Raw genomic sequence first — 21,145 nt, forward strand, 5'->3', positions numbered from 1 at the left:
CGACTGCGGCCGGGGAAGTCAGGATTGAGATTGAGCCTGCAATACAAAAGGCAAAAAGCGGGGCAGCGCCGACCAGCTGCGAGAAGTTGAGTGCAACTTAAACTGCCATCAAGGCTGTCCTGACTTTGGGGTCCACTTCAGTTCGCACATTTCTGACAGAGATTGGTGTAAGCGTCGCTGGTCTGCCGGATGACGAGGTGATGATTGCTTTTAACCGCGTAATTGGTCGTGCGACGCACAAGCTTCAGAAAGACGTGTCCGGCATGTCTTAGACGTGCGGACACTAAGAGCATCAGCAGACTGGCACTGGAACTTGCACCAGTCTCGCCGGGGTCCCAGAGATCGCCCATCTAGAATCCCGCTGGCGAACTGCGGGCGTCGTTCAATGGCAGGACTTGAGCCCCAAGCTCCTAACGCGGATGTCAGTCGGGCCAATCGCTCTCGTTCGCACGCTCTTTGGCTAATGTACGGTGTCGGCGACCTCCGTCGTTCGCACAGCCGAACCTGACCGACAGCACTCAGCCTAAAGCAGACCAAATACGTTGCTGCTAAAAATTGCATCTTCAGTGACGCATAAGAGCAACTACAGTGACGTTCCGCAACGTTCCGGAACAGTTACAAACTCGGAACAAACCTGCGTCACAGCCAGGCTTTGTAACAAAATTACCGAAAATGTCTTAGGATGGTTACACGATGGGCTGGCCCGGTTTGGGCTTGCAGCCCAAGACAGCTTCCATTAAAGTGAGACAGACATGACCACCAAAATCGGGATCAACGGATTTGGCCGCATCGGCCGCATGGTGCTGCGCGCAGCAGTGCAAAATTTTGACGATATCGAGATCGTCGGCATCAACGATTTGCTGGAGCCGGTCTACCTGGCTTACATGCTGGAATATGACAGCGTGCATGGCCGCTTCAAAGGCACCGTGGCTGTGGAGGGCAACACCCTGGTGGTCAATGGCCACAAGATCCGCCTGACGCAAGAGCGCGACCCAGCCAACCTGAAGTGGCACGAAGTCGGTGCCGATGTGGTGATCGAAGCCACCGGCCTGTTTCTCGACAAAGACAGCGCGGGCAAGCACCTGGCCGCAGGCGCCAAAAAAGTGGTGATGTCGGCGCCCTCGAAAGACGATACGCCCATGTTTGTGTTCGGCGTGAACCACAGCACTTATGCCGGGCAAGCCATCATCAGCAACGCCAGCTGCACCACCAACTGCCTGGCCCCCATCACCAAGGTGCTGAACGACAAATGGGGCATCAAGCGTGGCCTGATGACCACGGTGCACGCCACCACCGCCACACAAAAAACCGTGGACAGCCCCAGCAACAAGGATTGGCGCGGTGGCCGGGGCATTCTGGAAAACATCATCCCCAGCAGCACGGGCGCGGCCAAAGCCGTGGGCGTGGTCATCCCCGAAATCAAGGGCAAGCTCACGGGCATGGCGTTTCGCGTGCCCACCTCCGATGTGTCGGTGGTCGACCTGACCGCCGAGCTGAACAGCCCCGCCACCTATGCCGAAATTTGCGCCGAGATGAAGGCCCAAAGCGAAGGCGCCCTGAAAGGCGTGCTGGGCTACACCAACGCCAAAGTGGTCTCCACCGATTTCCGTGGCGAGGTGTGCACCAGCGTGTTCGATGCCGATGCAGGCATCGCGCTGGACAGCACCTTCATCAAGGTGGTGGCCTGGTACGACAACGAATGGGGTTACTCAAACAAATGCCTGGAGATGGCGCGGGTGGTGGGGCGCGCTTGAACAGTCTTGTCGGCTGAAGCTGCTGACAGTGCCTAGTGTGCAGCGTTCAGCCGATCACTTGCAGCTCGCGCAGCGGGCGGTTTTGTGCCAACCGCTCAAACCCCAAATCATCCACCGCAATGGTTTGCGATGCACCCAACAGCATCCATTCGGCCAGGGCAAGCCCCGCGCCAGCCGCGTGCTGCATGCCGTGTCCTGAAAAGCCGTTGATGAAATACAGGTTGCGCAGCATCGGGTGCGGGCCGATCACGGCGTTGTGATCAAAGGTGTTCATCTCGTAATAGCCCGCCCAAGCGCGCTCCACCCGCAAGGCGGCCAAAGCCGGGATGCGGTGCGCCAGCGAGGCCCATTGCTCGTCGTTCCACTCGGACCAGTCGGGCTCCAGCGGCAAGCCGGGTTGGGTGTGCAAGGGCTCAGCGCCCATGATCAAAAACCGGCCTTCGGGCCGCAGCCACCAACCACTCGGGTCGATCAGCAAAGGGCAATGCGCCAGCGGCTCGGGGCAAGACAGCACAAACACTGTGCGCCTGGCCCCTTCGACAGGCAAAACCACGCCGGCCATGGCCGCTACCTCACCCGCCCAGGCACCCGCAGCATTGACCACTTGGCCGCATCGCAAAGTGCCGCCGCTGGCCAAACGCACACCGGTCACTTGCGAGGCCGTGTGGTCCATGCCAACCACCCGATCGTGCAGGCGTTGCACGCCTTGTGACATGCCTTTTTTCAAAAAGGCTTGGTGCAGGGCCGGGCCGTCAAACCAGCCTTCACCGCTCAGGCCCAAGCTGCCCAGCGCCACATCGTCCACGTTTAGCCACGGGTAGCGCAGCCGCAAGGCCTCGGGGCCAAGCAAGGCCACATCGGCCCCGGCCTCTTTGTGAATCTGGTGGGCGGTCTGCATGGCAGCCGCTTGGTCCTCTTGGGCCAGGTACAAATAGCCGGGCTCTTGCAAACCCAGCGCCACCGAGTGGTCGGGCAGGCCCAGGTGTTGCTCGGCTTCGCGCAAAAACGCAATGCCGTATTGCGACAGACGGATGTTGACAGGGCATGTGAATTGCTGGCGGATGGAACTGGCCGACAAAGAGGACGAGGCTTTTTCGTAAGCTGTGTCCGACTCGACCAGGATGACCTTGAGCCCCGGTTGCAAGCGGGTTAGCCACCACGCGGTGGCTGCACCCATGACGCCGCTGCCCACGATCACCACATCGGCGCTCGTTGCCGTGCCCAGTTGGGCGCTGGGTGCCAAGCTCATGCTTGCGCCTGTTCGGCCAAAGCCGCGCGGTAGACCAGACGCGCTGCGACCGTGTCTTCCACCGCCTGGCCCAGTGATTTGAAAATGATGGTTGTGCCCGCAGGGGGAGGCGGCACACGGCCGCACAGGATTTCGCCGATCTCTGCAGCCACCCGCGCGCCTGACAACAGCACATCGCCCGATTCTTTTTCGGCGGCCTCACGCTGGTCGGCCACCACCCAATGCCGCATGGCCGCATCGTCGAGCTCGCGCCAGGTCGGGCGCGGCGCACCCACGGCCGCCACAAAAGCACCCGGCTTGAGCCAGGCCCCCTGCAACACGGGCTCACTGGCGTTGGTCAGCGTGCACACAATGTCGGCGCCACGCACTGCTTCTTCGGCGCTGGCGCAGGCCACGCCACCGATGTCGTGGGCGCACTGCTGCGCGTTGGCTGCTGTGGGGCTCCACACGCGGATTTGCGAGACATCGCGCACGGCACGCAGCATTTGCGCGTGGCTGCGCGCCAGCACACCGCTGCCCAGCATCGCCACCACCTGCGGGGTGTGCGGCACCAGCGCATCGGCGGCCACGGCAGAAGCCGCCGCAGTGCGCATGGCGGTGATGGTGTTGCCCTCCATCACGGCCAGGGTCTGGCCGGTGGCCGGGTCCATCAGAACAATCGTGCTCAGCAAAGTGGGCAAGCCGATGCGGGCGTTGCCCGGCACCAGGGTGATGAGCTTGGTGGTCAGGGCGTCACCCAGTTGGGCGGGTTTTAAAAACAGCAGGCCATCGGCCGAGGCCTCACCGATCGACATGACCATGCGCAGCGGTTGCACCACCTGGCCCAATGTCAGTGCCACCAGGGCTTCGCGCACGCCTTGCAGCAATGCAGGCACGCTCAACAATTGCTGAACGCGAGCTTCGTCAAAGTAATGAACCATGGGCAGTCTCTTGTGCGGTTGGGGCCACCGTCCAGGGTTTGGCGGCCAGGTAGCGGTCTTCAAAATCACGGATGTGTGGCGCGTGCTTGAGGCTCATGCCCACCGCGTCCAACCCGTTGAGCAACATCTCTTTGTGCAGCGCATCGATCTCGAACCGCAGGCTTTGGCCATCGGCTGGCGTGTGCACGGTTTGTGCCGATAAATCCAGCGTCAAGTGGCAGTGGTCCGGGTTTTTAGCCAGGGCCATCAGGCGCTCGATTTGTGCAGCCGGCAAGACCAGCGCAGGCACGCCGTTGCGGATGCAATTGTCACTGAAGATGCCGCCAAAGCTGGTGCCCAGCACACAACGAATGCCCAACTCGCGCAAACCCCACACCGCGTGCTCGCGGCTCGAGCCACAACCAAAATTGGGTCCTGTGATCAGAAAACGGGCCGATGCCCACGGCGCCTGGTTCAAGACAAAGTCGCTGCGCGGCCGCCCTGCCGCGTCAAAGCGCATGTCGTGCAAAAAGCCCTTGGCCAGGCCCTGGCGGTCGATGCCCTTGAGGAACTGCTTGGGCATGATCTGGTCGGTGTCGACATTCGGCAAGGGCAGGGCCGCAGCAGCACCTGCGATGGTTTGAACGGCTTGGTTGGTAGAGGTCATGCCATCGCTTTCAATGGCAACGCAGCGTGCGCAGATCGGTCAGTGAACCGCAGACCGCCGCGGCCGCCACCATGGCCGGGCTCATCAGGTGGGTGCGTGCGCCCTGACCCTGACGGCCCTCAAAGTTACGGTTGGTGCTCGAGGCACAACGGTCTCCGGGGTTCAAGTGGTCTTCGTTCATGGCCACACACATCGAGCATCCCGCCTGGCGCCATTCGAAGCCAGCTTCTTCAAATACACGGCCCAGGCCTTCGGCTTCAGCCTGCGCACGCACCATCGATGAACCGGGCACCACCAGGGCCCGAACGCCAGGCGCCACGCGCCGGCCTTTGAGGTAACGGGCCGCGTCGCGCAGGTCGTCGATTCGGCTGTTGGTGCACGAGCCAATAAAAGCATGGCTGATGGGCAAGCCCTGCAAGGCCTGCCCTGGCTGCAAATCCATGTAGGCCAATGCGCGCTGCATGCCCTGACGGCGCTGCAGGTCGGCTTCGTTTTCAGGGTGGGGCACCACGCCGTCGATGGACACGCCGTGGTCCGGGCTGGTACCCCAGGTCACGCGCGGGGCAAGGGTGCTGGCGTTGAGACTGACTTCGCGGTCGAACACGGCCTCGTCGTCGCTGCGCAACTGCCGCCATTGCGCCACAGCGGCATCCCATTGCGCGCCTTGCGGCACGCGTGCACGGCCATGCAAGTAGTCGAACAGGCGCTCATCAGGTGCCACGATGGCCCCACGTGCAGCGGCCTCCACGCTCATGTTGCACAGCGTCAAACGGCCTTCGATGCCCATCGCCCGAATCGCCTCACCGGCGTATTCGATCACGTGGCCCGAGGCGCCATCGGCACCGATCTGTGCGATCAGGCCAAGCACCAGGTCTTTTGCCGTGATGCCGGGCTGCAGTTGGCCGTGCACTGTGACACGCAGGTTTTTTTGAGGACGGTAAATCAAGGTCTGGGTGGCCAGCAGGTGTTCTATCTCGCTGCTCCCAATGCCAAAGCCCAAAGCCCCCATGGCCCCGTGCGTCGTGGTGTGGCTGTCGCCAGCGGCCATCACCATGCCCGGCAAAACCCAGCCTTGCTCGCTGGCCACCACGTGCTCGATGCCCTGTCGGGAGTCCAGCATGTCAAACAGTTCAACGCCGTGACGTGCACAGTTCTCGGCCAAGGTGCTCACCTGTCGGGCGCGGTCTGCATCGACCAGCACCATGGTGCGGGCGTTGCGCACGGGCGTGGTGGCGTTGACATGGTCCACCACCGCCAGCGTGGCGGAAGGCCGCCACACCGAACGCCCTTGCGCATGCAGGGCCGCAAATGCCTGCGGACTGGTGTATTCATTAAGAACCTGTCGGTCGACGTACAGCAAAATTTGCCCGCTGTCGCCCAGTTGCCGCACAGTGTGCGAAGCCACGATGCGCTGGTACAGGGTCCGGCCTGTCATGGCTTGGGAGGGACGGCGGCAGTGCCCGCTGCGTAGGCGGCGGTTGCCGCCACCACATCGTCAACCGCAATCTCAGCCGCAGTCATGCCGGCGGGCAACACGATCACGCCATCGGCATCGGCCACCAGGTGGCAGCCGGGGGTGAAGGTCACGCCCCCAAAGTGCACCGGCACATCGCGTTCGCCCTGGCCCGTGCGTTCGCCTCGCTTGGGCACCGTGCCCAGCGCCTTGACACCGATGTCGATGGCATTGAGCTCATCGGCATCGCGCACCACACCATGAATGACCAGCCCGGCCCAGCCATTGCGCGAGGCCAGGTCGGCCATCTCATCGCCGAACAAGGCGCGCGCCACCGAGCCGCCACCGTCGATCACCAGCACCTGCCCCTGCCCTGGCTGGCTAACGGCCTCACGCATGAGGGCAATGTCTTCATGGCAACGCAAGGTGCGCATGGGCCCGGTGAAGGCTCGCCGCAGGCCATAGCTTTGAAACAGCACGGCACAGGCTTGTGCAGCATCGCAGGCATCGCACAGGTCGGTGGTTTTGGGAATGGCGGCTTTCACAAATCAGTCCATCCGCACATTGGCTTCCTTGACCAGCTTGGCCCAGGACGCGCTGTCAGCGGGCAGGAAGGCCGCAAAAGACTCGGGCGTTCCACCGATGATTTCGCCGCCTTGCGAGGCAATCTTTTCGGCCACATCGGGCAGTTTCAGGATCGCCGCGATTTCGGTATTCAGGCGCTTGGTGATGTCTGCGGGCATTTTGGCGGGCCCGAGCACGGCAAACCATTGCAGCATTTCGGCATTGACCACGCCCGCTTCTGCCATGGTGGGCACATTGGGCATCAGGGGCGAGCGTTTCTCGCTGGTGATGGCCAGCACCCGCAGCTTGCCCGCCTGGTAATGCGGCATGACATTGGGTGGGCTTTCAAAGTTCAGGTTCACCTGGCCGGACAGCAAATCCACAATCGCCTGGCCGCTGCCTTTGTAGGGAATGTGGTTCATCTGGGTCTGGGTGGCCAGCATGAAGCGGGCTGCCGCCAGGTGCTGCGCGCTGCCGCTGCCCGAAGACGCAAAGCTCAAGCCCATGGGCTTTTGTTTGGCCAGTGCAATGAACGATCTGACATCGGTTGCAGGCACATCGGGGTTCACCGTCAAGAGCAAGGGCGTGGACGCCACACGGATGATGGGCGTGAAATCTTTCACCACGTCATAGAGCAGCTTAGGGTAGAGCGCAGGGGCCACCGAATTGGAGTTGCTGTGGCCCAGCAAGAGGGTGTAGCCATCGGGCTTGGCCTTGGCCACGATATCGGCGCCCACGGTGCCGGCCGCACCCGCCTTGTTGTCCACCACCACAGGCTGGCCCAGGCGGTCTTGCAATTTTTGACCAATGGTGCGGGCCAGCACATCGGTGAAACCACCGGGCGCAAAGCCGACCACGATCCGAATGGGTTTGTCAGGCCAATTCTGTGCAAAGGCGCCCGTGCTCAAACACAAGGCCAGTGCCACAGCGGTGCGGCGGGTGATGGGGTGCAGGTTCATGTCGTTCTCGCCTTGGTTGGGGTTCAGTCGATTTGTGCGCCGGAAGCCTTGACCACCACGCTCCACTTGGCGAGGTCTTTTTTCAGGATGCTGGCAAATTCGGCGGGCTGGGTGATCAGCACATCGGCGCCTTGTGCGTTGAAGCGCTCGATCACGTCTTTGCTTTTGAGGACGTCCTGCACATCCTGGTTGATGCGGCGAATCACCGCTGCCGGGGTTTTGGCCGGAGCAAACAGCCCGAACCAGGGCGACACATCAAACTCTTTGTAGCCCGATTCGGCGATGCTGGGAATATTGGGGAAATTGCCCGAACGCACCGCGCTGGTCACAGCCACCGGACGCAGCGTGCCGTTCTTGATGGCACCCGAGACCGAGGGCAAACTGGTGAACACCATGTTGATCTGGCCACCCATCAGGTCTTGCATGGCGGGCGCCGCGCCCCGGTAGGGAATGTGTTCCAGCTTGGTGTTGGCCGCGGCATTGAACATGACCCCCAGCAAATGGTTGACCGAGCCATTGCCGGCCGAGCCAAATGTCAACGGCGCGCGCTGGCCTTGCTCGACCAGGTCCTTGATGCTTTTCACGGCGGAGTCGGGGCGCACCACCAACACAAAGGGCAGGGTGGCCAAAGTGGCCACGGGCTCAAAATCCTTCTCAGGGTCGAAGGGCAATTTCTTGTACAAGGCCGCATTGATGGCGTGCGATCCGGCGTAGCTCATCAGCAAGGTGTGCCCATCGGCATTGGCCTGGGCCACATGCTCCATGCCCACGTTGCCACCCGCACCCGCACGGTTTTCGATCACCACCGACTGCTGCCATTTTTCACTCAGCTTCTGGGCCACGATGCGGGCCAGCGCGTCCGATGCGCCACCCGGTGTTTGCGGCACCACGATGCGCACCGGTCTGGACAAAAATTCTTGCGCCAACACAGCGCCCTGAGCCAGACACAAGGACATGCCCAAAGCCAAACATTTCAAACCACGTTTCAACATGACGACTCCAAAAAACAAGGGGATCAGAATGACACGAAGCTCCTCTCACACTTGTCTCGCGGTGGACATGCCGCATGGGGGTTTACCCAAGGGTCTGTGACACAATGAAAAAATGATCATTCACCGAATCGCAGGTGCTTTGGGCGCCGAGCTCCACGGGGTCGATTTGACCCGGCCCATCCCTGCCGATCTGCAGCAGGAAATCCGCGCAGCCTTGCTGCAACACCAGGTCATTTTTTTCCGGGGCCAAGACCTCGCGCCCGAACAATTCATGCAGTTTGCCCACACGCTGGGCCAGCCCGTGGAGTACCCCTTTGTCAAAGGCTTGAACGATTTTCCCTGCGTCATTGAGGTCAAGAAACTCGAACACGAAAAAGTCAACTTTGGTGGCATCTGGCACTCCGACACCACCTACCTGGAGCACCCCCCCATGGGCTCCATGCTGTTGGCCAAAGAAGTGCCGCCCTACGGCGGTGACACCCTGTTTGCCAACCAGTACATGGCCTGGGACACGCTGTCGGACACGATGAAATCGCTGCTGGATGGCCTGGTGGGCATCAGCAGCTCGGCCAAGGCCGATGTGTCCAAAACCCGCGAAGACCGCATCAAATCCGATGGCAAGGACGACGCGCCCAAGGCCTATCTGGCCCACCACCCGCTGGTGCGCACGCACCCCGAAACAGGGCGCAAAGCCTTGTATGTCAATGTGGCGCACACCTCGGGCATCGTCGGCATGACCGAAGCCGAAAGCACGCCCATCCTCGACTTCCTTTTTCAGCACCAGATCAAGCCCGAACTCACCTGCCGTTTTGTCTGGCAAGCCCACTCGCTGGCGGTTTGGGACAACCGCTGCACCCAGCACAACCCCGTGAACGATTACCACGGCTTTCGCCGGGTCATGCACCGCATCACGTTGGCGGGCGACAAGCCGGTCTGATGTGGTGCCAAGGTGAACTCGGGTGAAGTCGCATTGTTCAAGGCCATGGAGCGTCTGTGAAGTTCAAGACAACTGAGGCCTCACGCTTGCTCGACGCCACCAGCCTTCGCGCTTTGGGCGAAGCTGCATTGGCGCAAAAATGCAGCTGCTCGGTGGGCGACTGCGCGGCATGGGAAAGCGTCACCGATGACCGCTGGCCCGCCCCGCAAATGGAAAAAGTGGGCAGCCTGAGGGCCGCTGGCGACCACTGGGATACCCCCACCCCCGAGCCCACCTTTGAAGAATTTCACCCCCAAGGCACGCGCTACGATTCAGCCGATGCGCCCATTGCCCCGCTGTACTTTCCATACAACCGCTGCGATGCGTTTGCTTGCAGCACTTGCCAGCGCGTCTTGCTCAAGTACACCGAATTTGGTGGTTACTACATCGACCACCGGGTGCGCGAACTGCAGCCGCAACGGGTGGTGGATGCAGCCGCCCCACCAGTGGATTGATCGCTGACAGGTCTCAGTCCGGCTTGATGCCGTTATCGCGCACCACCTTGGCCCAGGTGTCGATTTGACCATCGATGAAAGTCCGGGCCTTTTCGACGCTGCCGCCTGAAATTTCGATGCCCTGTGCCACCAGCCGCTTGGACACCTCGGGGCTGGCCAGCGCCTTGTTGAGTTCTTCGTTCATGCGCTTGACGATCTCGGGCGGCGTTTTGGCCGAAGCCAACAAGGCCCACCAGGCTGGCGCTTCAAAACCCGGAAAGCCCGCTTCTGCGATGGTGGGCACATCCGGGAAATCGGCCACGCGTTTGGCCGATGTCACCGCCAAGGGCCGCAAGCGTTTGCTGTCGATGTGCGGCTTGTTCAAAAACACCGTGCTCATGGTCAGGGGAATGTGCCCGGCGATGGCATCGTTCATCAAGGGCCCACCGCCCTTGAAGGGCACATGGTTGAACTCAAGGCCCCCGTTTTTGGCCATCAAGGCCATGGCCAGGTGGCCCAGGCTGCCATTGCCAATGGTGCCAAAAGACACGTTCTTTTTGGCTTTGGCAGCCGCCACCACATCGGCAAACGTCTTGTAGTCGGTGCCCGCATGGGTGGACAGCATCATGGCCGAAGTGCCCACCAACACCAGTGGCACCAGGTCTTTTTTGCTGTCGTAGGGCATGCTGGCCATCAGGCTCTGGTTCACGCCATGGGTGTCAAACACCACCGCAAAGGTGTACCCATCGGCCGGGGCATTGAGCACGCTGGCCGTGCCAATCACGCCCGATGCGCCACCCTTGTTTTCCACCACCACGCTTTGGCCCAGTTGCTGCGACAAGGGAACGGCCAAAATGCGCGCCACCTGGTCCACCGAGCCGCCCGGGGGAAACACCGCAACCAGCTTGATGGGTTGTTTGCTGGGCCAGGCTTGTGCCAAGGCCAGCATGGGAAAGCCAGCGAGCAAGGCCGCGCAAGCCACGCGTGTGATCCATGTTTTCATGAGCTAAAACCTCTGAAAGTCAAAAAAAGCCAGTATGGCCGCTGAAGACGTTTTGTCTTTCAGCGTATTCCCTAAAACCCCTCACCCCAGAACGCCCCAGACTTTTTGAGATGCCGGCGTGTCCGTCCTAATGCATCACACCGTGGCGATGGGCGTGGCGGGTGAGCCAATGGCTCCCGGCAGGCGCAAGGGGGGAGCGGTCAATAAAAAACGGGATCGGCCAGCAGCCCTCAGCCAGTGCGCCAAAGGCGTGAGGTGCCAGATCTCGCCCAGATGCACCCCGAGCTTGAACAGGCAATGTTCGTGCAAAGGCAGCGAGGCACAGCTGCCCGGCTTGGGGGTCGAGGGCAAACCCTCCACGGCGTAGTTGTCGGCGATCAGGGCTGACAGGCCCGAATCGGTGATCCACTGCAGCAGCTTGTCGTCTCGCCCTTCCAGCACGGCGCACGAGTTCTCCACCGCATGCGGGTCGGGTTGCTTGTTCATCTCAAGCAGCATCTGGGCAAAGCCCGTGTGCAGGCACACCATGTCGCCGGGCTCCACCACCACCTGGTCTTTTTTCATGATGTCCATCAGCAAGTCGTACCCCACCCGCACCCGCTCACGCCCCAGGTGCGCGTGCAGGTCAATCATCACGGCGCGGCCCTGCACGCAGCGCTCCGACATTTTTTCGATGCCCAGCGCCTTGGCCGACGAGGTGGATTCGCGGGCAATTTCCGGGAACCCGAAAATGCCGGCGCCCTCGCTGCCGCTGGGACCCACCACATCGGTGCCGGCCCGAAAGCCGTTGTAGTACACCGGCTCGGGCACGCCATCGCCATTGGCATCGAACATCGAGCCCACGTGCGCCAGGCTGTCCCATTGGGTGCTGTACTGCAAATGCATGATCACCAGGTCGTCGCAAATCACATCGGTGCACGACGCATCGTCGCACCACAGCTGGTAATTCATGTTGGGTTTGCCATCCCGCAAAGTCGGGCGCAGCACAGGGGGTTGCCGCCTGGGGTTGAGCACATTGCCACCTGGAAAATCCAGCGGCAAGCTCAGGTTGAAACTTTGCCCGGTGCGCACCTCGGCCATGCCTTGCAGCACTTTTTCAGGGGTCAGCAAGTTCATGCGCCCGCATTGGTCGTCGGGTCCGAAGTCGCCCCAGTTCGAGCCGGGCGGGCGGTTTTTCCAGCGGGGGGATGAAGACATGTCTGACTCCTGGTGCATGGGCAAGCAGCCATCTTGTCGTGGCTGGGCCACGCCTGGTGTCACCCACCCGACTGTCCAACAAGCCCTGCACTGGCGTGGCCATGGAAAGCACCCGAAGTTCGACCCGTTGCGAGCGGGTTTTGCCCGGCTTGCCATCCATGGGTGACAATTTGCATGTGTGTGACATGCGGCCGCGCCAGACCAGCGGCATCCGCAGCACCAAGACCCCCATCCACCTGGCAACTGACCGCTGACGCACATTCACCCATGCACACCCTTGAACAACTGCGCAGCGGCGCCCTGGCTGGCGTGCGGCGCCTGGATCTGGCTTGCAGCCTGACGGAACTGCCCGACGAAATTTTTGAGCTGGCCGACACGCTGGAGGTGCTCAACATCAGTGGCAACCGGCTTAGTGATTTGCCACACCAGCTGCCGCGCCTGCATCGGCTGCAAGTGCTGTTTGCATCGGACAACGATTTTTCTGTGCTGCCCGAAGTGCTGGGCGATTGCCATGGCTTGCAGGTCGTTGGCTTCAAGGCCAACCACATCGCACAAGTGCCGCCTAAGGCCTTGCCACCCGCGCTGCGCTGGCTGATCCTGACCGACAACGCATTGGCCACTTTGCCCGAGGCTTTGGGTCAACGCCCCGCTTTGCAAAAGCTGATGCTGGCAGGCAACCAACTGCAGACCCTGCCCGAGAGTCTGCAGGCCGCGCAGCAGCTCGAGTTGCTGCGAATATCGGCCAACCGCCTGAGCGGGGTGCCCCAATGGCTGAGTGAATTACCACGCCTGTCGTGGCTGGCCCTGGCGGGCAATGCCATGGGCTGGACTTTTTCGGCCACGCCTGATTTACCGGGCGTGCCGTGGTCAAACGTGCAACTGGGCGCGCTGCTGGGTGAGGGGGCTTCGGGCCACATCCACCGCATACAAGCCAATGGATGGCCTCAACCTCTGGCGCTTAAATTGTTCAAGGGTGCCGTCACCAGCGACGGCCTGCCCGCAGACGAGCTGGCCGCTTGCCTGGCGGCTGGACAGCACCCCGCGCTCACCACCCCCGTGGCCAGTCTGACCGGCCACCCCACGCAGGCCCAGGGTTTGTTGATGCCGCTGATCCCGGCAGGGCACGTCAATCTGGCGGGGCCACCCAGTTTGCAAACCTGCACACGCGACGTGTACCCGAACGGTTTCGGTTTGTCGGATGCCCTGGCTTTGCAAATCGCCTGCGATGTGGCCGATGCCGTGGCCCATTTGCACGAGCGGGGCGTGATGCATGGCGACTTGTATGCGCACAATATCCTGATAGACCCTGCGCTGGGCGAGGCGCGACTTGGCGACTTTGGCGCAGCCACGCAGCTGCCGGCGAACCAACCCGACATGTGCAGGCAACTGCTGGCACTCGAAGTGCGGGCCTTTGGCTGTTTGCTGGAGGAGCTGGCTGCACATTTGCCATTGCCTTCATCTTCGCCTTCGTCTGCTGGCCGGGCACTTCATGACTTGGCACAAGCCTGCCTGTGCCTTGAGCCCGGCGACCGACCGGTCATGGCCGAAGTCAAGCGGCAATGCCAGGCGCTGGCTGCAGGCTCATGCCGCTGAACGGCGTGGTGTCTCAGTCTAAAAACCGGGCCTTCACATCGGCTGGCGCGATCATGCAAGCGTCTGTGCGTCCAAAAATCCGGTAGCGGTTGCGCGCGATCAGGCGGTACAGCGCATCGCGCAAGATAGCCGGCACCAGCCAACCCAACCAGGCGGCACGCCATGGCCAACCCAAGGGGTGCAAGATGCGAAAGATTGCACCGGAGTGCTGCCAGCTTCGCTCTCCGTCCACCAGCAAAAGCGTTTGCAAACCCTCCACCTGCAAACCAGCCTGGCGCAGCAGAGCCTGCCCTGTAGCGCCCTGAATGGCGGCGAACCGGAAGACAGCGCGGTGATCGTGCCTGAGCAAAAATTGCACCCACCGATGGCACAGCAAGCACTGCGCGTCAAAAACCACCACCAGGGCTGGGGGCACGGGATGCCTCATCACAGCGCCAGCGCCGTGGTGTTCTTGACCTCTTCCATCACCGCATAAGTGCGGGTCTCGCGCACCCCTGGTAGTTGCCACAACACGGTGCCTGCAAACTCACGGTAGGCATTCATGTCGGCGGCGCGGGTCTTGAGCAGGTAGTCAAAGCCACCGGCCACCATGTGGCATTCCATGATCTCGGGGCGCACCTGCACAGCAGCTTTGAACTGGTCAAACACATTGGGGCTGGTGCGGTCGAGCAGCACCTCCACAAACACCATCATTCCCGCGCCCAGTTTGAGCGGGTTGAGCCGCGCTTCATACCCCAAGATGAAGCCCTCACGGGTCAGGCGCTGCACACGCGCCAAGACCGCCGTGGGCGAGAGCGAAACGCCTTCTGCCAGCTTGAGATTGCTGATGCGGCCATCGCGCTGCAGCAGATCAAGGATGCGGCGATCGGTTCGATCAATGTCGGAAATTTCGGTGCTCATGCCGTATTTTATGCAACATAACGACAAATATTTGGTGAAACATTTAGCCAAAAATCCGGATCATGGCGATTTGTATTGATCCAACAAGTTGCTGGCGCACTGCCGCCAGCCCCTGCAAAGAACGCCATGAACGCACCCCTGAACCCCAACCCCATGAGCCCGACGCAAGGCGCCCGGTTCACCCCTGGCGGCCCCATGCCCGAACGCAGCGCACTGCGCGAAGCCATCGACCGCGCTACGCGGGTGCCGGAAGCCGAAGCATTGGCCCCACTGCTGGTGGCCGCCCACATGAGCGCCCCACAAGCCGAACGCACCGACGCGCTGGCCCGGCAACTGGTGACAGGCATGCGCGAAGACCCGCAACCAGGCGGGCGGGCGGGCCGCGTGCAAAGCCTGATGCAGGAATACGCTTTGTCGTCCGATGAGGGCGTGGCACTGATGTGCCTGGCCGAGGCGCTGCTGCGCATTCCTGACGCTGCCACGCGCGATGCCCTGATCCGCGACAAGATCGGTCAGGGGAACTGGCGCCAACATGTGGACCACAGCCCCTCGCTGTTTGTGAATGCCGCATCCTGGGGCCTGTTGCTCACGGGCAAGCTGGTGGCCACGCACAGCGAGGGGGCGATGCTGGCCTCGCTCACACGGCTGGTGGGCAAAAGCGGCGAGCCACTGATCCGCAAGGGCATGGAACTGGCCATGCAGATGCTGGGCGAACAATTTGTCACGGGCGAGACGATCGATGAAGCCTTGCAACGCGCCCAAACCCTGCAGGTGCAGGGCTTTCGCTATTCGTACGACATGCTGGGAGAGGCTGCGCTGACCGAGGCCGATGCGCAGCGGTATTTGCGCGGGTATGAAAACGCCATCCACGCGATCGGCAAGGCATCGCAAGGGCAAGGCGTGGTGGACGGCCCGGGCATCTCGATCAAGCTGTCTGCCTTGCATCCGCGCTACAGCCGGTCCCAACACCAGCGCGTGATGGATGAACTGCTGCCCCGGGTGCTGCACCTGGCCATGTTGGCCCGCCGCTACGACATCGGGCTGAACATCGACGCCGAAGAGGTGGACCGGCTCGATGTGTCGCTCGACCTGCTTGAAGCCCTGTGCAACGCGGCCAGCTTGCAAGGCTGGAACGGCATCGGCTTTGTGCTCCAGGCCTACCAAAAACGTTGCCCCTTCGTGATCGACTTTGTGGTGGATCTGGCACGCCGCACGGGCCACCGGCTGATGGTGCGCCTGGTCAAGGGCGCGTATTGGGACAGCGAGATCAAACGCGCACAAGTCGATGGCCACAGCGATTACCCGGTCTACACACGCAAGCACCACACCGATGTGTCTTACCTGGCCTGCGCACGCCAACTGCTGTCGGCACCCGAGGCAATTTACCCGCAATTTGCCACGCACAACGCCCACACACTGGCGGCCATCGTGCACATGGCACAAGACATGGGTGGCGACTACCAGGCCAGTCAGTACGAGTTCCAGTGCCTGCACGGCATGGGCGAGCCACTGTACCGGCAGGTGGTCGGGCGAGCGAGCGCCCCCTCGGGGGGCAGCGGGCTACACGGAGTGCGCCTGCGTGGGGGTACAGAGTTCCAGCGTCCTTGCCGCATTTACGCCCCCGTGGGCACGCACAAAACACTGCTGGCTTATCTGGTGCGCCGACTGCTTGAAAACGGCGCGAACAGCTCGTTCGTGAACCGCATGGCCGATGCCACTGTGTCAATCGGCGACTTGGTACAAGACCCTGTGGCACGCACGGCGCAGGACGCCTTGCGCGAAGGCACTCACCCAGGCCAACCGCACCCCCAAATTGTGCTGCCCGCGCAGTTGTACGGCGCGGCGCGGCGCAACGCAGAGGGGCCCGACCTCGTGCACGAGCCCACGCTGCGCCAGCTGGCCACGCACATGCAAGCACAAAGGGATGCTTGGGTCGTGACCCCCTTGTTGTCCGCAAGCTGTGTGGGCGGGGCCGTGCAGGTGCTGCGCAACCCCGCAGACCACAGCGATGTGTTGGGCAGCGTGCAATACGCCCATGCCGACGATGTGAACGCCGCTTTGCAAGCGGCCACCGATGCGGCGCCAGGCTGGGCCTACACCCCGCCACCACAACGCGCAGCCCTGCTGGAGCTCGCAGCAGATTTGCTGCAGGCCGACAGCCCGCACGTCATGGCCTTGCTGGTGCGCGAGGCCGGCAAAACCTGGGGCCATGCCGTGGCCGAACTGCGCGAGGCGGTGGACTTTTTGCGCTATTACGCCGCGCAGGCCAAGCGAGACTTTGATAACGCCACCCATGTGCCGCTGGGTCCTGTGGTGTGCATCAGCCCATGGAATTTTCCGTTGGCAATTTTTGTGGGGCAGGTAGCTGCTGCGCTGGCAGCAGGCAACACGGTGCTGGCCAAGCCCGCCGAAGCGACCCCGGTCATCGCCGCGCTAGCAGTGCAAACGCTGTGGGCCGCTGGCGTGCCACAAGCAGCGTTACAACTGCTGCCGGGCAAAGGGTCTGAAGTCGGGATGCAGCTGGTGCAGGACACCCGCACGCAAGGCGTAATGTTCACCGGCTCCTCCGAAACCGCCCGCGTGCTGCAAGCGGCGCTGGCAGAGCGCCTGAATGCGCTCGGCCAGCCTGTGCCCTTGATCGCCGAAACTGGTGGCCAGAACTGCATGGTGGTCGACTCCTCGGCCTTGCTGGAGCAAGTGGTGACAGATGCCATGGCTTCGGCGTTTGAAGCCGCAGGCCAGCGCTGCTCGGCGCTGCGTGTGCTGTGCGTGCAAAACGATGTGGCCGATCGCCTGATCGAGATGCTGCAAGGCGCGATGGCCGAAAACACCTTGGGCACCCCGGCCCAGCTGTCGGTGGACATCGGCCCGGTCATCGATGCGCGGGCGCAAAGCGGCATCGAGGCGCACGTGCAAGCCATGCAACAGCGTAGCCACCCCGTTCACCGCATCAGCCGCAATTGCCTGAGCGCTTTGCCCGCAGGCACCTATGTGCAACCCACTTTGATCGAAATCGACAACATCGCCGAGCTTCAGCGCGAAGTATTTGGCCCGGTGCTGCACCTTGTGCGCTATGCCCGAAACGAACTGCCCCACTTGCTGCAAGCCATCCACGACACTGGCTATGCGCTCACTCTGGGCGTGCATTCGCGCATCGATGAAACCATTGCACAGGTCATTGACCACACCCATGCGGGCAATGTGTACGTGAACCGCAACATGGTGGGCGCGGTGGTGGGCGTTCAGCCCTTTGGCGGTGAAGGTCTGTCAGGCACTGGCCCCAAGGCAGGCGGCCCCTTGTATTTGCTGCGCCTGCTGGCACACTGCCCGCAGGACGCCGCTTTGCGCAGTGTTCAAGCCAGCGGTCCGGCAGACAAGCCTCGCATCAAGCCTGCCCTGATGGCCCTGCACGACTGGGCGGTGTCTCAAAGCAACTTGACCCTGGCCCATGCCTGCTTGCAGTTTGCAGCGTCAAACCCAGCAGGGCTGCAAGCCCTGTTGCAGGGCCCCACGGGCGAGCGCAATGTTTACCGCGTGCACGCCCGTGCGCGCGTGCTGTGCCTGACCGGCGAACACGACAGCGCCAACAATGACCGCCTGACGCAGCTGGCTGCCGTGCTGGCCGTGGGCAGCCACGCCGTTTGGCCAAATACGACACTGGACACATGGTCTGGCTTGCCTACGGCGGTGCAGCAACACATCAGCCTGCAAGAACCCGATGCACCAGGCTCCGTAGATGCCGCTTTGCTACACGCGGATGCACGCACCACCTTGGCCACCCTGGCCACCTTGTCCCGTCGCCCGGGCGCCATCGTCACACTCACGGCCTTGCGCCCCGGCGACTGCGCCGTGCCGCTGGCGCGTCTGGTCACTGAACGCAGCATCAGCACCAACACGGCAGCGGCCGGCGGCAACGCGAGCTTGATGACCCTGGCTGTTTGAATGCGTCTTGAACGGGCCCATGCCTTGCCGCCCGCGTGACAAAGCCCGCGCCAGACTGTGGCTAACATCGGGCATGCACCTGACCGTCACTTCGCCCGTTCAATCCCTGGCCGACATCCAAAGCATCGAGGCCACGCCCCTGGACCAAGCCATGCCGTGGTCCAGCACCTACGACTTGATTCGCGCCAGCGCTCTGGCCCACGCCGACCAGCCAGCACTCACGTTTTTACAAACAGGCCAGCCCGGCGGTCCTTACAACACCTGGACCTACCGCGATCTGCTGCAAGGCATCCACCAGACCGCCAATATGCTACTCAGCCTGCAACTGGGCCCGCAGGATGTGGTGGCCATCTTGTTGCCCGGCGGGCTGGCCTACCACCTGGCACTTTGGGGGGGCGAAGCCGCAGGCATTGTGCAACCGCTGAACCCTTTGCTGAGTGAAGAAAAACTGCTGTCGCTGCTGAGCGCCAGCCAAGCCAAGGTGCTGATCGCCCATGGCGTGGCAGACGACAGCCAGATGCGGGCCAAGGCACTTCGCTTGCAATCACTGTTGCCCAGCCTGCACACCGTGTTGCTGGTCAACCCCGAGGGCGGACCTTTGCCACCCGCCGATCAGTTGCCCGAAGGTTCACAAGATTTCCACGCCTTGCGGGCTGCGCAAGTGGCAGACCGATTGCTGAGCCAGCGGGTTTTCAACGCAGACGACATCGCGGCTTACTTTCATACTGGCGGCACCACCGGCGCGCCCAAGCTGGCGCGGCACAGCCACGGCGCACAGGTGTTCACCGCCTGGGCCAACGCCAGCATGCAGGGCTTTCGACCCACCGATGTGACGATCAATGGCTACCCGCTGTTCCATGTGGCCGGCGTATTGCCCGGGGCCCTTTGCTCATTGGCTATCGGCATGCATGTGATCATTCCCACAGCGTCCATGTTTCGCAACCGCGATGTGGTGCAAAACTACTGGCGCCTGGCCGCACACCACCGCTGCACCCTCATGTCGGGCGTGCCCACCGTGCTGGCGGCATTGGCGGGTGTGCCGCTGGACGGCGCAGACATCTCCCGCATGCGTGCGGTGCGCACGGGTGCCGCGCCGTTGCCTCCAGAGCTGGCGCAACGCTTTGAACAAATGGTGGGCTTGCACATCAACGAAAGCCTGGGCATGACCGAGACTGCGGGCCTGAGCACCGTGGCCCCACTCGGGCTGAGAGCACCTGCAGCTTGCGTGGGCTGGCCACTGCCCCATGCGCGCGTGCGCATCGTGGCGTTGAGCCATGACGACCAGGCCACCGGGCAAGACCTGCCTGCGGGTGAAAAAGGCATGGTGCTCTACCAGGGCCCCAACCTGTTTTCAGGTTATCTGGACGCCGCAGAAACCGCGCGCAGCTTCACCCCCGATGGCTGGCTCATCACGGGCGATGTGGGCCTCATCGACGCACAAGGCCGCTTGCACCTGTCTGGCCGCGCCAAGGACTTGATCATTCGCGGGGGCCACAACATCGACCCCAAGGTGATTGAAGATGCGCTGGGCGCGCACCCCGCCGTCGACCTGTGCGCCGCCGTGGGCGCGCCCGACGCCTACGCGGGTGAGTTGCCCGTGGCGTTTGCCACACTCAAACCAGGCGAGCAAGTCACTGAAGCTGAGTTGCTGGCCTTCACTGCACAACGGGTCGACGAAGCGCCCGCCCAACCCAAATCGATCACGGTGCTGGAACGCATGCCCGTCACCAACGTCGGCAAGATCTACAAGCCCGAATTGCGCACTCTGGCAACGGCTGCCGTAGTGCGCGGATTGATCCATCAGGTCTTGACGCCACTGGCAACCCCGAACGGGCAATGGCCCACGGTGCTGGCCACGGGCGATTCGCCGGTCAAAGTCGACGCCCTGGCAACGCCCGCCGCAGCCTGGGCCACCCTGAAGCCGCGCTTGACCGCTCTGCCGGTCAAGCTTGGGTTTTCCGAGCCATGATCAACGGTTTCTGAGCTGGTCGCGCAACTGGGTTTGCAACTGTTCTTCAGCCTTGATCTGCTCGCGGGTTTGGGTCAGGCTTTGCTCCTGGCTTTTCAACTGAGTCAACAACCGCTCTTGAGCTTGTTCTTGCTTGCGCAACATGTCCAGAAGCTCGGGTTTGTCTTGCGCATGGTCCTGAATTTGGGCGCGCGTGCGGATTAAAAGTTGGTCTTGCCGCTTGATTTGATCGCGCGTTTGCTTGAGCAGTTTGTCTTGCGCTTTGATCTGGCCACGCGTGTCCGACAGGTTCTTTTCTTGCGTTCGGATTTGTGTCTGATGGTGTAGAGCCTCTTTTTGCCGTTCCACGAACTGCTCTGTCTTGGCGGTCAAGCCTGTCACAGGACTGGCAGCAGGGCCTGGCCCTGCGCCACCACCGACACCCGGGCCAGCGCCCTGGGCGTGAACTGCGTAACTGGAAACCGACAACACAAGGGCAGCGGTCAATGAGGCGGTTTTGGCAAGTGAGGCGTTCATGAGAGGGTCCTTGGGTTTTATGCAGGTTCAGTAAATGGCGCTTTTTCAGTGTGCAACATCGAATGCTGCCCGTGAACC

General features: G+C 62.2%; 19 protein-coding genes. 7 read left to right on the top strand and 12 right to left on the bottom strand.

From position 1 onward, the window contains the following. The first annotated feature begins 752 nt into the window (after window positions 1-752). Window positions 753-1,754 (top strand): type I glyceraldehyde-3-phosphate dehydrogenase, encoded by a 1,002-nt coding sequence (gene gap, locus B9Z45_RS05625; protein WP_108406259.1) that lies wholly within the window; start codon window positions 753-755, stop codon window positions 1,752-1,754. Window positions 1,755-1,800: 46 nt separating this feature from the next. On the opposite strand, the gene B9Z45_RS05630 is transcribed toward gap, so the two are convergent. Genes B9Z45_RS05630 through B9Z45_RS05660 form a run of 7 tightly spaced genes read right to left on the bottom strand, consistent with a single transcriptional unit; the run spans window position 1,801 to window position 8,537 of the window. Beyond that, window positions 1,801-3,003, bottom strand: a complete 1,203-nt coding sequence (locus B9Z45_RS05630) for an FAD-binding oxidoreductase (RefSeq protein WP_108406260.1) — start codon at window positions 3,001-3,003, stop codon at window positions 1,801-1,803. Then, window positions 3,000-3,923 (bottom strand): ornithine cyclodeaminase family protein, encoded by a 924-nt coding sequence (locus B9Z45_RS05635; protein WP_108406261.1) that lies wholly within the window; start codon window positions 3,921-3,923, stop codon window positions 3,000-3,002. Before B9Z45_RS05635 ends, B9Z45_RS05630 begins: the two co-directional genes overlap by 4 nt. Continuing rightward, the gene (leuD, locus tag B9Z45_RS05640) at window positions 3,907-4,569 is read right to left on the bottom strand and encodes a 3-isopropylmalate dehydratase small subunit (RefSeq protein WP_108406262.1); all 663 of its coding nucleotides are present in this window, start codon (window positions 4,567-4,569) and stop codon (window positions 3,907-3,909) included. The genes B9Z45_RS05635 and leuD overlap by 17 nt, the downstream gene beginning before the upstream one ends. A 10-nt stretch (window positions 4,570-4,579) precedes the next feature. After that, entirely contained in the window at window positions 4,580-6,004 is a 1,425-nt protein-coding gene (gene leuC / locus B9Z45_RS05645) for a 3-isopropylmalate dehydratase large subunit (RefSeq protein WP_108406263.1), read from the bottom strand. Continuing rightward, window positions 6,001-6,567, bottom strand: coding sequence for a ribonuclease E activity regulator RraA (gene rraA, locus B9Z45_RS05650; protein WP_199221851.1), 567 nt, complete (start codon window positions 6,565-6,567; stop codon window positions 6,001-6,003). The genes leuC and rraA overlap by 4 nt, the downstream gene beginning before the upstream one ends. Window positions 6,568-6,570: 3 nt before the next feature. Then, window positions 6,571-7,545 carry a tripartite tricarboxylate transporter substrate binding protein gene (locus tag B9Z45_RS05655; RefSeq protein ID WP_146180878.1) on the bottom strand — a complete coding sequence of 325 codons (975 nt, stop codon included), beginning with the start codon at window positions 7,543-7,545 and terminating at the stop codon, window positions 6,571-6,573. A 23-nt stretch (window positions 7,546-7,568) separates the two neighbouring features. Then, complete coding sequence (locus B9Z45_RS05660) at window positions 7,569-8,537, bottom strand: tripartite tricarboxylate transporter substrate binding protein (protein ID WP_108406265.1); 969 nt, start codon at window positions 8,535-8,537, stop codon at window positions 7,569-7,571. A 112-nt stretch (window positions 8,538-8,649) separates the two neighbouring features. Between B9Z45_RS05660 and B9Z45_RS05665 the strand changes: the two genes are divergently transcribed. After that, complete coding sequence (locus B9Z45_RS05665) at window positions 8,650-9,474, top strand: TauD/TfdA family dioxygenase (RefSeq protein WP_108406266.1); 825 nt, start codon at window positions 8,650-8,652, stop codon at window positions 9,472-9,474. Window positions 9,475-9,530: 56 nt separating this feature from the next. After that, window positions 9,531-9,968 (top strand): hypothetical protein, encoded by a 438-nt coding sequence (locus B9Z45_RS05670; protein ID WP_108406267.1) that lies wholly within the window; start codon window positions 9,531-9,533, stop codon window positions 9,966-9,968. A gap of 13 nt (window positions 9,969-9,981) precedes the next feature. Here B9Z45_RS05670 and B9Z45_RS05675 read toward each other — a convergent pair whose 3' ends face one another. Beyond that, entirely contained in the window at window positions 9,982-10,950 is a 969-nt protein-coding gene (locus B9Z45_RS05675) for a tripartite tricarboxylate transporter substrate binding protein (RefSeq protein WP_108406268.1), read from the bottom strand. A gap of 135 nt (window positions 10,951-11,085) precedes the next feature. Then, window positions 11,086-12,147 (bottom strand): cyclase family protein, encoded by a 1,062-nt coding sequence (locus B9Z45_RS05680; protein ID WP_108406343.1) that lies wholly within the window; start codon window positions 12,145-12,147, stop codon window positions 11,086-11,088. Between the two features lie 38 nt (window positions 12,148-12,185). Between B9Z45_RS05680 and B9Z45_RS05685 the strand changes: the two genes are divergently transcribed. Beyond that, the gene (locus B9Z45_RS05685) at window positions 12,186-12,401 is read left to right on the top strand and encodes a hypothetical protein (RefSeq protein ID WP_146180879.1); all 216 of its coding nucleotides are present in this window, start codon (window positions 12,186-12,188) and stop codon (window positions 12,399-12,401) included. Between the two features lie 13 nt (window positions 12,402-12,414). Continuing rightward, window positions 12,415-13,740 carry a leucine-rich repeat-containing protein kinase family protein gene (locus B9Z45_RS05690; RefSeq protein ID WP_108406270.1) on the top strand — a complete coding sequence of 442 codons (1,326 nt, stop codon included), beginning with the start codon at window positions 12,415-12,417 and terminating at the stop codon, window positions 13,738-13,740. Window positions 13,741-13,753: 13 nt separating this feature from the next. On the opposite strand, the gene B9Z45_RS05695 is transcribed toward B9Z45_RS05690, so the two are convergent. Both B9Z45_RS05695 and B9Z45_RS05700 read right to left on the bottom strand, forming a co-directional pair. Next, on the bottom strand, window positions 13,754-14,143 hold the full coding sequence (locus B9Z45_RS05695; RefSeq protein ID WP_108406344.1) for a thiol-disulfide oxidoreductase DCC family protein: 390 nt from the start codon (window positions 14,141-14,143) through the stop codon (window positions 13,754-13,756). Window positions 14,144-14,166: 23 nt separating this feature from the next. Further along, entirely contained in the window at window positions 14,167-14,640 is a 474-nt protein-coding gene (locus B9Z45_RS05700; RefSeq protein ID WP_108406271.1) for an Lrp/AsnC ligand binding domain-containing protein, read from the bottom strand. Between the two features lie 126 nt (window positions 14,641-14,766). Here B9Z45_RS05700 and putA point away from each other — a divergent pair, with 126 nt between their 5' ends. Together putA and B9Z45_RS05710 are read left to right on the top strand one after the other, a co-directional pair. Beyond that, window positions 14,767-18,582 carry a trifunctional transcriptional regulator/proline dehydrogenase/L-glutamate gamma-semialdehyde dehydrogenase gene (putA, locus tag B9Z45_RS05705; RefSeq protein WP_108406345.1) on the top strand — a complete coding sequence of 1,272 codons (3,816 nt, stop codon included), beginning with the start codon at window positions 14,767-14,769 and terminating at the stop codon, window positions 18,580-18,582. 73 nt (window positions 18,583-18,655) lie between these two features. Continuing rightward, on the top strand, window positions 18,656-20,551 hold the full coding sequence (locus tag B9Z45_RS05710; RefSeq protein WP_108406346.1) for an AMP-binding protein: 1,896 nt from the start codon (window positions 18,656-18,658) through the stop codon (window positions 20,549-20,551). Here the strand turns inward: B9Z45_RS05710 and B9Z45_RS05715 are convergent, their stop codons facing one another. Continuing rightward, entirely contained in the window at window positions 20,552-21,067 is a 516-nt protein-coding gene (locus tag B9Z45_RS05715; protein ID WP_108406272.1) for a hypothetical protein, read from the bottom strand. Window positions 21,068-21,145: the final 78 nt, after the last annotated feature.

It is taken from the genome of Limnohabitans sp. 2KL-17, from assembly GCF_003063415.1.
In the GTDB taxonomy this organism is placed as follows: Bacteria; Pseudomonadota; Gammaproteobacteria; order Burkholderiales; family Burkholderiaceae_C; genus Limnohabitans_A.